Here is a 12,437-nt window from a genome sequence, read left to right as displayed (position 1 = left end):
CGGGATCTGGTTCTTTTTCATTCTCTGCACCTTTATGTCATTTTTTCTCATAAAGTTTGATCCCTTGCTTGGAAAGGGCCTGTTTAAGAGTACTATGTGTTGAAACCTGACTAAAATCAAGACCTAACTGAATCGATGTCCGGGCCACTTCAGGACGAATCCCGGAAATGGTCGATTGAATGCCCAACAGGTTCAGGGTACTTATCAATTGATAGATCTGTTGGGCAACCATCGTATCTAAAAGGGAAACTCCCGATAAATCGATGAATAAGTGAGTGACATTTTTGCTAATGCATTTGCTTGGAGTCGCATTCAAAATTTCCTTTGCCCGATAGGTATCGATTTCACCGATTAATGGCAATACCGCAATGGCATCAACAATTGGAATGACAGGTGCGCCCAGTTCATTAATCAGCTCCTGTTGTGCAAGGAGTCGTTCTTTTGTCAAAAGGTAATACTGCTCTGTGAACTCACGGTTCAATTGGTCGAATGCACGATTAATGAGCCGGCTCCACCGGATGATTGTATCCTTCGTTATCCCCGAATCCTTTAGCATATAATCAGTGATAAAGGCCCAATATGTTTCACGAACCTTATTAAGCGCTTCCAACACTTCAAAAATGGGGGTGTCCGATTCAACCCTGCTCTTCGCGACAAGTGTGGCCCACTGCTCCATCGTTTCAATAAAAGCAGTTTTATCTTCAAGTAAAGCACTTGTCACTGTCTTTAAGGTCAATGTATTCTGTTCTCTAAGAAGCTTTTCGATTTCCTCATTGGAGTCCATTGAATAGATGGACCCAGACTGCTTTTCCCTTAAAGCCAGCCAGTTTTCCGTAATCTTGGATGAATTATCAAGGATATATCGATATAAATTTTCATCTAGTTTATCCATTTGCGTTCCCCTATCTCACTAGTTATTTCATTTTAAAAAGTAATAATAAGTCACCATATCCCTCTCTCTCCATTTCATTTCCAGGAATGAATCGAAGGGCCGCAGAGTTTATGCAATATCTCGTGCCTTTAGGACTTGGACCATCAGGAAAAACATGTCCAAGGTGTGAATCGGCGTCCCTGCTGCGCACCTCGGTCCGGGTCATTCGGTGGCTGAGATCCATTTTTTCATTGACACTTGCGGACATGATGGGCTTGGTGAAGCTTGGCCACCCACAACCGCTATCATACTTATCCCGAGAACTGAATAGAGGCTCCCCAGAAACGACATCCACATAGATGCCTTCTTCAAAGTGATCCCAATAAGCATTATCGAAAGGCGGCTCCGTGCCATTTTCCTGGGTGACATGAAACTGGCTCTCCGTTAAGGCCTTTCTAAGATGTGCATTATCCTTAGGCCAATTTTCTTTAATGAAAGCATCCCGGCCTGAACCTTTACGATACAATGCATAGCGAAACTGATTTTTCCGATAGAATTCTTGATGATAGTCCTCAGCCTCGTAAAATTTCCCCGAGGGTAGAATACCCGTAACAATAGGTTTCTTAAACCGCCCGCTCATCATTAAATCTTCCTTCGATTGTTCTGCCTCCTGTTTCTGACGTTCATTAAGATAGAAAATGGCTGCCTTGTATTGCTTTCCCCTATCCGAGAACTGTCCATCGTCATCCGTAGGATCGACTTGGCGCCAGAATATCTCTAATAACGCTTTATAAGAAATGATTGATGGATCGAATACCACTTGAACCGCTTCAACATGATCAGTCGAACCGGTAATCACTTGTTTATAACTAGGCGCGGCAAATTTACCGCCTGTATAACCTGATGTCACTGAAATAATACCATCCATTTCATCAAAGGGAGCAACCATGCACCAAAAACAGCCTCCTGCAAAGATAGCCGTTTCTTTTTCAGCCATCGCCATCCTAAAACTCCCCTTTCACGCCAGTCATTTTATGTATTATATATCAGCAAGCCAAACGCCTTCAAATTCAAAAATTGTTTTTCTCTTTGCTGTACAAATATAAAAGAGGCACTTAGGAGTAAACCCAAGTGCCCTTTTGTGTTAGATCCGTTAATTAAAGTATCACACTTACAATGATTGCTGATAGGATGCTGACAAGAGTCGCACCGTATAACAGCTTCAAGCCGAAACGGGCTACAACATTTCCCTGTTTTTCATGAAGTCCTTTGACTGCACCGGCAATGATTCCAATAGATGAGAAATTAGCGAATGAAACCAAGAAAACCGAAACGATCCCTATCGTCCTTTCGCTCAAGGCTGCCGATGCTTCCCCTAAGCTCAGCATGGCAACGAATTCATTGGTTACCAGCTTCGTCGCCATGATTCCGCCAGCAGTCACGGTTTCTGATAACGGTACACCCATGATAAAGGCAAACGGTGCAAAGATATACCCCATGATGTCTTGGAAGCTGATTCCGAAGATCATGTCGAATACGCTGTTGATTCCTGCAATTAAAGCAACGAAACCAATTAACATCGCTGCTACAGTGATAGCAACCTTAAATCCATCCATGATATATTCCCCAAGCATTTCGAAGAAAGACTGCTTCTCTGCCCCTTCTTCAACAGGGAGAATATCCTCTTCATCCGTTACGGTATAAGGATTGATAATGGATGCAATGATAAAACCACCGAACATGTTAATAACAATTGCCGTCACAACGTACTTTGGTTCAATCATCGTCATATATGCACCGACGATCGACATCGATACAGTTGACATGGCTGATGCACAAAGCGTATACATGCGAGATGGCGGAATGGCACCGAGTTGTTTTTTCAAGGTTATGAAAACCTCGGATTGGCCCACTATTGCTGATGCAACCGCATTGTAAGACTCCAATTTACCCATCCCATTCACCTTACTTAGAAGGAATCCAATCCACTTCATGATGAACGGAAGGATCTTGAAGTGCTGCAAAATCCCGATTAATGCCGAGATGAAGACGATTGGAAGAAGGACATTTAAAAAGAATGGCGATGCTCCTTCGTTTACAATCCCGCCAAATACAAAGGTGATCCCTTCATTTGCCCACTCTAAAAGTTTTCCGAAACCATCGGCAATCGAATTGATGATCACTAAACCAAACTTCGTATTCAATAATAAATAAGTTAAAATAAGCTGAATGACCACCATGAGGATGATCGGTTTAATTTTAACTTTCTTCCGGTCACTGCTGGCTAATAAAGCTAGTCCAAAAACAATAAGCAGCCCTAAAATTGCAATCAGAAATTTCATATATTCTGCCTCCACTAAGGGTGAATTTTATGATCGTGCATTACTAGTAGGTTACCCTCAAAAAAATTATGCAAACGTTTTCTCTTTTATCCAAAATACATGTACGTACCTCTCTAGAAGTTTATATTAAACTAATATTTTTTTAAGTGCAATTATTATTTCCTTTTTTAAAATAACAATTAGTGACAATAATGGCTTTCATGAATTAAAAAAGAAGGCTCCCCTTCGATAGGAACCTTCTTTTTCCTCAAATAGTATTGACTTTTTAGGCAGCTGTTTTTCTGGATATCACCGATGTGACTAATCCAAAGCCTCCAATGACAAAGATTATGATGATGCAGCCAAGCCGCCTGCATAAAAGTCGATAAATTTCCCTGCAAAAGAGTCTCTGCCTTGGAAACCCCCACCGCTTGGCATCTCTCCTTGCGTTCCAAAATCATTAGGCCTGCCTTGGGGAGTTGTCCCCATATTGCCCTGTGTATCAATAGATGCCGTTTCCGCAGTTGAATCATCGGTCGCCGCACTGCTATTAGCCGATTCTGTTGTGTTGCGGTCGGCAGGCTGACCCATCATCGCCAGTCGATTCACACGGGTTCATTGCCGCTGCCCTCCACATACATCATGATCCCGATGAATGCTTGGGCCATTAAAAGGACCGAGGCCAATATTCCAACCAAAAGGTGTAACTTACCAAGTCTTTTCATCAATGGTTTTCTCCTCCGAAAATTAATGTTATAAGATGATTATCTAAAGGTAGATTAATTTTTCCTTTGATTTCTTGGAAAAGTGATTTCAAAACGGGTGCGTTCATTCAGTTCACTTGTAACCTTGATGTTCCCTTGATGTGTATTTACAATCCATTTGGCAATGGATAAACCTAAACCCGAGCCTTCATTTGCTGAACGGGATTGCTCCACTTGGTAAAAACGGTTAAAAATCAAGGGGAGATCTTCCTGCGGAATGCCTTTTCCATTATCCTCCACAGTAAGAATGATGGATGAGGCATTCTTGATGCAGGATAGGGAAATCTCCCCGCCTTCTTCAGTAAATTTCATGGCATTGTCCACCAATATCACCAATAGCTGATGAATTCTCTCTTTATCACCATGAAACACTACCTGTTCGGGAGCATGGCTAATGATTGACTTCTCTTGAAAAGAAGCGATATCCGTATACTGTTCCACGATATCCATAAGTAAGTCATCAAGGAAAAAGTTCGATTTCTTAACCTCCATTTGATTCGAATCCGTTCTGGTCAAGGTTAATAGTCCGTTAACAAGCTTATTCAATCGCCGGACTTCTTTCGAAATGATGGATATATCAACGGCTTTTTCCTCGATGGTCGCGTTCGGTGATTGAAATAGCAAATCAGCCCGCGATTGAATGACAGCAAGCGGCGTTCGAATTTCATGTGAAGCATCCGAGACAAACTGCTGCTGCTGATCCCAGGATTTCTTGACCGGGATCAAGGCCCGTCCTGCCAGAAGATAGCCAGCGCCCACCGCCACTAGACTTCCAATTCCTCCACCAACAAACAATATGAGCAGCAAGCGATCGAGCATTTCTTTTTCTGTATCCACATTCCTGATGAATTGTACGGCCATCTCTCCGTACCCCGTATCGACCTTGGTGGAAAGGGCCCGATACGTGTATCCATTCACCGATATTTCCTCAATCTCATCAAAAGTTTTAGGGAAAAATTGTTGTTCATTGACCTTAAAAAAATTGTCTACACTCAGTCTTGGCTCAATGATCGTATCATCCGGTCCCCAAACGATGACGCTTGGTCCCGGACCTAAGAGAAACTCACCTTGCGGACGTCCGCCTGGCATGCCCCCATTATTGAAACCCCTGTAATCCTTATTAAGTGAATCATTGACATCCTTATAGATCTGATTTTCCGTATAGAAATAAATCGTTCTGCTTAAAATGGCTATTAAAACAATAAAGACGATAGAATTCAATAATGTTAGTTGAAGCCGTGTTTTTTGGAACATAATGATCCCCTTATGGTTGTTTTAGCATATAGCCAATACCCCGAACGGTTTGAATATCTTTATGATAATTGAAAGGTTCCAATTTTTTTCTAAGGTGATGGATGAACACTTCCACAATGGCAATCGTCGTATCTGAATCAAACCCCCAAATGCGGTCGAAAATCTGCTCACGGGTCAATATTTTCCCATTATTTTGAATTAGGTATTCCAGTAATTCAAACTGTTTCAAAGTCATTTTAATGACCATTCCATCAACCAAAATATCCTTTTCTTTTTCCAACAGTTCAATATTACGGTATTTCACATGCTGCTCAAGCGATATAATGCCACTCCTTCGAAGCAGGGCACGAATCCTGGCCTTAAGTTCCGGTGCCTGAAACGGCTTGACTAAATAATCATCGCCACCCATTTCCAATCCCCTGACACGATCTTCAAGGGCATCTTTTGCCGTCAAAAACAAGACACTTGTATCTATTTTTGCTTCCCTGATTTTCCGTACGATTTCAAATCCATCGATTCCTGGAAGCATTACATCCAAAATGATGATATCGTATATACTTTGCTGAGCCATGAATAGCCCATCTTCCCCATTATCCGCTGTATCCACTTCATATTCATCCGTCAAAATCTGTCGGATCGATTCTAATAATGAAACATTATCTTCTACCACCAAAACCTTCATGCAGGGTACCTCCCAACCGCCTCAATTGTGATATATATGTTGATTTTATCCTTTTTCATATGCAAAAGAAAGCGGGCTTTTAATCGCCTGCTTTCTTTCAAATTGAATGTTCATTCGTGACGCAGTGCTTGGATCGGATTTAACCTGGATGCCTTATTGGCAGGAAATACGCCAAACATTATCCCGATTAAAATGGAGAATAAGAAGGCAAACAGTGTTACCGACCATGAATAACTGATCGTTAAGCTTGAAAAGACTGAAATCAATTTTGCGATTCCCAATCCAATACCAACTCCCAACAATCCCCCTAAGCAGCTCAGGACCATCGCTTCAATTAAAAACTGAAGAAGAATCGATTTCCGATTTGCCCCAATAGCTTTTCTTATCCCGATTTCCTTCGTCCTCTCTGATACGGAAACCAACATGATATTCATGATTCCAATTCCGCCCACCAGTAACGAAATACTGGAAATACCGCCAAGCATGAGTGTGAACGTATCCGACACAGAGCTCATTGTATCCATCAGATCTTCTTGATTGGACACCGAATAATTATCACTCTGTTCTGGGAATGATGTGGTCATCGTACCTTGTACCTGGTACATCGCCCCATCTATGATATTCTCGTTCTCCGCTTTTAAATATACGGTTCCGATTGTCGTGCTGCCTGTAGCCCTTTCGGCAGTGGTGATCGGTGCAATGATTACATCATCCCCGCTCGATCCCATTGAGGTCCCTACCGATTTCAGCACACCGATCACACGATAGGAAACACCGCCGATGAGCACGTTCTGGTCCACAGCGTTTTGATTTTCAAAAAGCGTGTTGGCTGTATCTGACCCCAGAACAACGACCTTAGAGCGTAATTCCGTTTCCATATCCGTCAAAAACCGCCCTTGTCTGAGCTCCAGATCCCTAACTGATAAGTAGGATGAAGTTGCACCGATCATTGAAACCTGTGCCGTAGCTTCTCCGTTTTTTGCATAAACGCGTCCGGTGACCACAGGCGCCACTTCCGATATCCCGTTCAGCTCTTTAAACTGTTCAATTGTATCATCCGTCAGCTCTACGGAGTCGGTATCCATGACACTTACCGTTATCAGGTTCGTTCCCAGGCTATTGATCTCATCCTGAACGGACTGTGAAGAACCCTGCCCGATCGAAACCAGAACGATTACGGAGGCAACTCCAATTATGATCCCAAGCATGGTTAAAAATGCTCTGACTTTATTGGTTTTGATACTGCGTATAGCCATCTTCATTGATTCGCTCAGGTTCAATCCACTCACCTCCGTTTTCAAATAGCTGACCATCCTGTATCCGGACGACACGAGTCGCTTCTTTTGCCACTTCCAAGTCATGGGTTATAAGAATGATTGTTTGTCCCTTTTCGTTCAATTCTTTCAGCATCTGCAGCACTTCTTTACTCGTTTTACTATCCAGGGCCCCCGTCGGCTCATCCGCCAATAAAACGGGAGGGTTACCGGCAAGTGCCCTTGCAATCGCAACTCTTTGCTGCTGTCCGCCCGACAGTTGGGTCGGCAGATGATTCTTCCGGTCACTCAGGCCTACCATATCAAGGCACGCATTGGCCACTTCTCTTCTTTCCTTCACGCTTGCCCCTCTATAAACCAGGGGAAGTTCGACATTCTCCAACGCTGTCAGTTTTGCCAACAGGTTGAAATTTTGAAAGATGAATCCTATTTTAATATTACGAATGGCAGCTAACTCATTATCCTTCATCTTTTCCACTTCTTTTCCATCAAGAAGATATTCACCTACGTCAGGCTTGTCAAGGCAGCCAATCATATTCATGAACGTCGATTTCCCTGACCCAGAAGGTCCGATGATCGAAATGAAATCGCCTTTATCGATTGTGAGACAGACGTCTTGAAGTGCCTTAACCGTTTCACCGCCTAATTCATATGATTTTGACATGTTCTTAATTTTTATGATGGGTTTTGCCATTTCACTGACCTCCCTTGCCGCTTGGCATTCCGCCACTGCTTGGCATCCCGCCGCTCGGCATTCTTATTTCGCCTCCTTGGCCTCCCCTCATTCCATCGCCGCCACTGCCAGTTGAGCTTTCATTGATGGTAATAGGCAAGGAAACAGACTGGCCCTCTTCAAGACCCGAAGTTATTTCAATATACCTATCATTGCTGATTCCAGTCTCAACCATTGTCTTTGTACTAGCATTTCCTTCAGTTGTACCGGATTGTTGTATATTTACATATTTCTCTTCACCGTCCATTTGGACTGCTTCAATCGGGACATATAAAGCATCTTTTACACTATTCGTCAAAATGCTCACTTCAGTCGACATCCCAATTTTTATATCGCCGGGTTTGTCAATTTTGATAGTGACATCGAACGAAGAAACTCCATTCTCATATGTACCTTCCTTTGCTACACTGGTCACTTCCCCCGTAAACGTTTCATCTTCAAAAGCACTGGCTTTAATTTCAACTGTTTGTCCTTTTTTAACACTTGGAACATCCAATTCATCAACACTGATCGTGGTTTTCAATTTTTTATAATCCGTAACATGTGCCAACACTTCACTGCTTGATACGCGATCCCCTTCTTCCACATCCATTGTTGTAACGGTACCATCGAATGGGGCCGTTATCGGGTCACTTCCATCCGTGAAGGTAATAAGTTCATCACCTTTCTCAACCAATTCATTCTTCTCTGCAAGAACTTCATCCACCTCACCCGTTACAGAGGAAGTGATGTCCTCACTATTGATTGCGGCGACCGATCCGGAACCGCTTATTTGAACTTCAAGATCTCCCTTTTCAACTGTAGCGGTCACCGACCTTGCAATTACAGGCTCAGCATTGTCCTTCATGAAAAACCAAGCACATCCCCCAATCGCCAGCACTAAAACCGTACATATCATTATCAACTTTTTCATCACTTTTCTCCTTTCAGATTTCCTTCGTTGAAACCAGTATCGTGAAAGAAGATTAACTTTTCCTTAATGGCCATGCGTTTGATTTCCATGATCTTTCGTTTATACAGCACACTTCCTTGCTTGTACGTAAAAATTAAAACTATGTCGAACGAAAAAAGATTTAATTTCAGCATTTAAATTTACAATATATTCTGAAAAATATATACTGATACTGTTATCGTAAATTGGTAATGAAATCCAAATCAATAATGATGAAGGGGGAACCAACTTGGCATCAAACGATTCAATCGCTAAGGAAACCAAGCTAAGCGCTTCCGCGGACTACACCAAGATCGTCCAATCACACTCTTTTCAAGAACTCTTAAGGAAAAAACGCAATTTCATCGTCCCGCTAACCATCTTTTTCATGGTCTTTTATTTCACCCTACCCATACTAACTTCCTATTCTAAAGTTCTTAACTCAATTGCTTTCGGGGCAATCAGCTGGGCCTGGGTTTTTGCTTTCGCTCAATTTATCATGACCTGGACATTATGCATCCTCTATTCCAAAAAAGCTGCGACATTTGACCATTTAGTGGAAAAAATCGTTAAAGAAGCGAAAGGATAAAAGGTGAATTCACAATGAATATACTTGCTTTTATATTATTTCTTATCATTGTCGGGCTAACATTGGTCATTACCTATTTTGCTTCACGGCGCACCAAAACGACCGCGGACTTTTATACGGCGGACAGCAGCCTTACCGGCTGGCAGAATGGCTGGGCCATTGCGGGAGATTATATGTCCGCTGCCTCATTTTTGGGGATAGCCGGCATGGTCGCACTCTCTGGATTTGATGGTTTTTTCTATAGCATTGGTTTTCTGGTTGCGTATCTGGTCGTTCTTTATATCGTGGCCGAACCGCTCCGAAACCTTGGCAAGTATACATTGGCGGACATGATCGCTGCCCGTTTCAATGAAAAGAAAGTACGCGGGGTCGCTGCCCTTAACACCATTTCCATTTCAACTTTTTATATGATCGCCCAATTAGTCGGTGCAGGTGCCCTTATAAAACTCTTACTTGGAATTGATTATCTTTACTCCGTCATCATTGTAGGCATTTTAATGACCGTATACGTCGTATTTGGCGGTATGACGGCCACCAGTTGGGTCCAAATCGTTAAAGCCGTTTTATTGATGGCAGGTACATTCATCATCTCCATCATCGTGTTGGCGAAATTTGACTTTAGCGTGATCGAGATGTTCAAGCAGATGAAAACAGCCACTCCTTTGGGCGGGGATTTCCTCAACCCCGGTAACAAATTCAAGGATCCATTGGATACTTTATCCCTTAATTTAGCGCTTGTACTCGGTACAGCCGGACTTCCTCACATCCTCATCCGTTTCTTTACGGTGAAAGACGCCATCACAGCCCGAAAGTCCGTAGTATATGCCACTTGGATCATTGGCATCTTTTATATAATGACCATTTTCCTGGGATTTGGAGCGGCAGCTTTTGTTGGATACGACAAAATCATAGCCGCGAATGCGGCCGGGAATATGGCTGCTCCGCTGCTTGCCGAAGCCATTGGGGGCGACTTCCTGTTCGCCTTCGTCTCTGCAGTTGCTTTCGCTACCATTTTAGCGGTTGTTGCAGGCCTCGTTCTATCGGCAGCATCTGCTTTTGCCCATGACTTCTATGGCCACATCATCCGGAAAGGTCAAGCCACTGACAAGGAACAAGTCGTTGCTGCTCGTTGGGCATCCATCGGAGTGTCCGTCCTTTCCATCATCCTTGCCTTATTTGCCCAAAACATGAATGTCGCCTTCCTTGTTTCACTTGCCTTTGCCGTCGCTGCCAGTGCCAATCTGCCGATCATTGTCTTCACGGTATTCTGGAAACGTTTTAACACAGCTGGGGCTGTCACGGGCATGATAGTTGGACTAGTCAGTTCTTTATTGCTTGTGTTCCTAAGTCCCAATGTCTGGTCACCGGTGGAGGGAGCGGCAATATTCGTTGGGGAGCCTTTATTCCCGCTTGCCAATCCAGGCATCATCTCCATCCCGATTGGTTTTATCGCAGCCATCGTCGGAACTCTTCTGTCAAGCAAGAAAGCTGATGCCAAAAAATTCGACGAGATTTTGGTTACTGCCAACACTGGGATGAAAGATCCTATATAAGCTAGATTACTTATTATTTTAAAATATTAAAAAGAGAAAGGAGATCAGGGTTCAGCCTGCTCTCCTTTCTCTTTATTTAGAAACATCTATCAGGAAGGTTTTAAAATAATCCCTCTACCTTCTCAATCTTAACTTCCTTCTATTGTACTTAGTTACTAACTGGTTCATGACTTCTGCAAAGATCAGCCCCATCGCAATGGCACCAGCCAGCATGAAGACCTTGGCGGCCAACTGAACGGCAACATAAAAATCATTTCCGACAAAGTGCTTCATCGCATCATACGACAAACCTCCAGGCACGAGGGGGATGATTCCCGATACATTGAAAATCGTGATCGGCGTTTTATACCTTTTAGCAAAATACTGGCTGATAACAGCAACGATAAATGCAGCCGCTAATGTTGCAATGATGCTGTTTATCTCATTTTCAACAAGAAAAAAGTATAAGATCCACCCTAACATCCCTACGAAACCACATTGTAACAATGACTTTTTTGGTACATTGAAGATGACTCCAAAGGCGGCTGAGGCAATGAAACTTGTAATAAGCTGTGCAATCATCATTCTTCCTCCCCTAAAATCATAAGAAAACAAACGCAGCAGATATTCCTGCCCCAATGGCTAAAGCAGTCAAACCTGCATCAGCACCCTTGGATAGGCCCGAAACCAAATGTCCTGCAATTAAATCCCTGGCTGCATTCGTAATTAACAGCCCCGGCACAAGCGGCATCACCGCTCCGATGATTATCGTGTCCAAATGACTTCCGACTCCAATCTGGACAAAGAACATAGCTGCTAAACCTACGACTAAAGAGGCAATGAATTCAGCAAAAAAACGAACTTCCAGTAACCAGTGCAAATAAAGCAGGCATGAGAATCCCATTCCTCCAGCTATACAGGACCAGATGAAATCATTCCACTGGCCTTGGAACATGATTAAAAAGCAGCCGCTCGCTATAAATGCAGCAAAGACCTGTACCCACATGGGATACCCCATCCCGGCCTTTTCGATTTGTTTTAACTGTAAATAAGCTTCCTCCAGTGTCAATTCCTTGCTGGAAATGCTTCGGGATATACTGTTGACCAGCGTCACCTTATGTAAATCTGTAGATCGTTGGGAAACTCGAATTAATTTTGAAGCTGGGTGCATACCATCCAGCGAAAAAATAATTCCTGTAGGGGTCGAAAAACTATGTGAGTCACCGCATCCAAACGCTGCAGCGATTCTTACCATCGTATCTTCCACCCTTGATGTTTCCGCTCCGTTCTGAAGCATGATTTTTCCCGCAAGTAAACATACATCTATAATTTCATTGTATGGTAAACGATCATCCATTTTATCCTCTCCATCACTTCCTGCATGAGTTTCCCTCAATAACAGATAACGATCATACAGTTAAATCCACCTCATAATAGCCCAATTCCCGTGAAAAGGATATAAAAATATTACCTATTTAATTTATCA

The 12,437-nt window shown here is 43.0% G+C and carries 13 protein-coding genes; 2 read left to right on the top strand and 11 right to left on the bottom strand.

Going from position 1 to position 12,437, the window contains the following annotated elements; all coding sequences use genetic code 11:
- Positions 1-37: 37 nt before the first annotated feature.
- The 9 genes from ACFX4I_RS05835 to ACFX4I_RS05795 all read right to left on the bottom strand — a co-directional run bounded on the left by ACFX4I_RS05835 (position 38) and on the right by ACFX4I_RS05795 (position 8,812).
- Positions 38-892, bottom strand: a complete 855-nt coding sequence (locus ACFX4I_RS05835) for an STAS domain-containing protein (protein ID WP_309519591.1) — start codon at positions 890-892, stop codon at positions 38-40.
- Between the two features lie 22 nt (positions 893-914).
- Entirely contained in the window at positions 915-1,874 is a 960-nt protein-coding gene (msrB, locus tag ACFX4I_RS05830; protein WP_230300252.1) for a peptide-methionine (R)-S-oxide reductase MsrB, read from the bottom strand.
- Positions 1,875-2,028: 154 nt separating this feature from the next.
- The gene (locus ACFX4I_RS05825; RefSeq protein ID WP_283932430.1) at positions 2,029-3,213 is read right to left on the bottom strand and encodes a NupC/NupG family nucleoside CNT transporter; all 1,185 of its coding nucleotides are present in this window, start codon (positions 3,211-3,213) and stop codon (positions 2,029-2,031) included.
- 327 nt (positions 3,214-3,540) lie between these two features.
- The gene (locus tag ACFX4I_RS05820; protein WP_377419615.1) at positions 3,541-3,801 is read right to left on the bottom strand and encodes a hypothetical protein; all 261 of its coding nucleotides are present in this window, start codon (positions 3,799-3,801) and stop codon (positions 3,541-3,543) included.
- A 170-nt stretch (positions 3,802-3,971) separates the two neighbouring features.
- The gene (locus ACFX4I_RS05815) at positions 3,972-5,210 is read right to left on the bottom strand and encodes a sensor histidine kinase (protein WP_377419613.1); all 1,239 of its coding nucleotides are present in this window, start codon (positions 5,208-5,210) and stop codon (positions 3,972-3,974) included.
- A gap of 10 nt (positions 5,211-5,220) precedes the next feature.
- On the bottom strand, positions 5,221-5,892 hold the full coding sequence (locus tag ACFX4I_RS05810; protein WP_377419611.1) for a response regulator transcription factor: 672 nt from the start codon (positions 5,890-5,892) through the stop codon (positions 5,221-5,223).
- Positions 5,893-6,002: 110 nt separating this feature from the next.
- Entirely contained in the window at positions 6,003-7,193 is a 1,191-nt protein-coding gene (locus ACFX4I_RS05805; RefSeq protein ID WP_377419609.1) for an ABC transporter permease, read from the bottom strand.
- Positions 7,120-7,860 carry an ABC transporter ATP-binding protein gene (locus tag ACFX4I_RS05800; RefSeq protein ID WP_377419607.1) on the bottom strand — a complete coding sequence of 247 codons (741 nt, stop codon included), beginning with the start codon at positions 7,858-7,860 and terminating at the stop codon, positions 7,120-7,122. The genes ACFX4I_RS05805 and ACFX4I_RS05800 overlap by 74 nt, the downstream gene beginning before the upstream one ends.
- A 1-nt stretch (position 7,861) precedes the next feature.
- Positions 7,862-8,812, bottom strand: coding sequence for an efflux RND transporter periplasmic adaptor subunit (locus ACFX4I_RS05795; protein ID WP_377419605.1), 951 nt, complete (start codon positions 8,810-8,812; stop codon positions 7,862-7,864).
- 268 nt (positions 8,813-9,080) lie between these two features.
- Between ACFX4I_RS05795 and ACFX4I_RS05790 the strand changes: the two genes are divergently transcribed.
- Positions 9,081-9,419, top strand: a complete 339-nt coding sequence (locus ACFX4I_RS05790) for a DUF485 domain-containing protein (RefSeq protein ID WP_377419603.1) — start codon at positions 9,081-9,083, stop codon at positions 9,417-9,419.
- Between the two features lie 14 nt (positions 9,420-9,433).
- Positions 9,434-10,972 carry a solute symporter family protein gene (locus ACFX4I_RS05785; RefSeq protein WP_063234262.1) on the top strand — a complete coding sequence of 513 codons (1,539 nt, stop codon included), beginning with the start codon at positions 9,434-9,436 and terminating at the stop codon, positions 10,970-10,972.
- A gap of 114 nt (positions 10,973-11,086) precedes the next feature.
- Here the strand turns inward: ACFX4I_RS05785 and ACFX4I_RS05780 are convergent, their stop codons facing one another.
- Together ACFX4I_RS05780 and ACFX4I_RS05775 are read right to left on the bottom strand one after the other, a co-directional pair.
- The gene (locus ACFX4I_RS05780; RefSeq protein ID WP_230300245.1) at positions 11,087-11,536 is read right to left on the bottom strand and encodes a threonine/serine exporter family protein; all 450 of its coding nucleotides are present in this window, start codon (positions 11,534-11,536) and stop codon (positions 11,087-11,089) included.
- A 16-nt stretch (positions 11,537-11,552) separates the two neighbouring features.
- Positions 11,553-12,308, bottom strand: a complete 756-nt coding sequence (locus ACFX4I_RS05775) for a threonine/serine exporter family protein (RefSeq protein WP_230300244.1) — start codon at positions 12,306-12,308, stop codon at positions 11,553-11,555.
- Between the last annotated feature and the right edge of the window lie 129 nt (positions 12,309-12,437).

The organism is Peribacillus sp. YIM B13472, assembly GCF_042788005.1.
In the GTDB taxonomy this organism is placed as follows: domain Bacteria; phylum Bacillota; class Bacilli; order Bacillales; family DSM-1321; genus Peribacillus; species Peribacillus simplex_E.
Note: the sequence above shows the minus strand (reverse complement) of the source record. Positions and strands in the feature narration are given on the sequence as shown.

Coding starts and splice junctions, on each gene's coding strand:
- msrB (WP_230300252.1), bottom strand. CDS start 1,874: ATGGCGATGGCTGAAAAAGAAACGGCTATCTTTGCAGGAGGCTGTTTT.
- ACFX4I_RS05815 (WP_377419613.1), bottom strand. CDS start 5,210: ATGTTCCAAAAAACACGGCTTCAACTAACATTATTGAATTCTATCGTC.
- ACFX4I_RS05810 (WP_377419611.1), bottom strand. CDS start 5,892: ATGAAGGTTTTGGTGGTAGAAGATAATGTTTCATTATTAGAATCGATC.
- ACFX4I_RS05795 (WP_377419605.1), bottom strand. CDS start 8,812: ATGAAAAAGTTGATAATGATATGTACGGTTTTAGTGCTGGCGATTGGG.
- ACFX4I_RS05785 (WP_063234262.1), top strand. CDS start 9,434: ATGAATATACTTGCTTTTATATTATTTCTTATCATTGTCGGGCTAACA.
- ACFX4I_RS05800 (WP_377419607.1), bottom strand. CDS start 7,860: ATGGCAAAACCCATCATAAAAATTAAGAACATGTCAAAATCATATGAA.
- ACFX4I_RS05835 (WP_309519591.1), bottom strand. CDS start 892: ATGGATAAACTAGATGAAAATTTATATCGATATATCCTTGATAATTCA.
- ACFX4I_RS05825 (WP_283932430.1), bottom strand. CDS start 3,213: ATGAAATTTCTGATTGCAATTTTAGGGCTGCTTATTGTTTTTGGACTA.
- ACFX4I_RS05775 (WP_230300244.1), bottom strand. CDS start 12,308: ATGGATGATCGTTTACCATACAATGAAATTATAGATGTATGTTTACTT.
- ACFX4I_RS05780 (WP_230300245.1), bottom strand. CDS start 11,536: ATGATGATTGCACAGCTTATTACAAGTTTCATTGCCTCAGCCGCCTTT.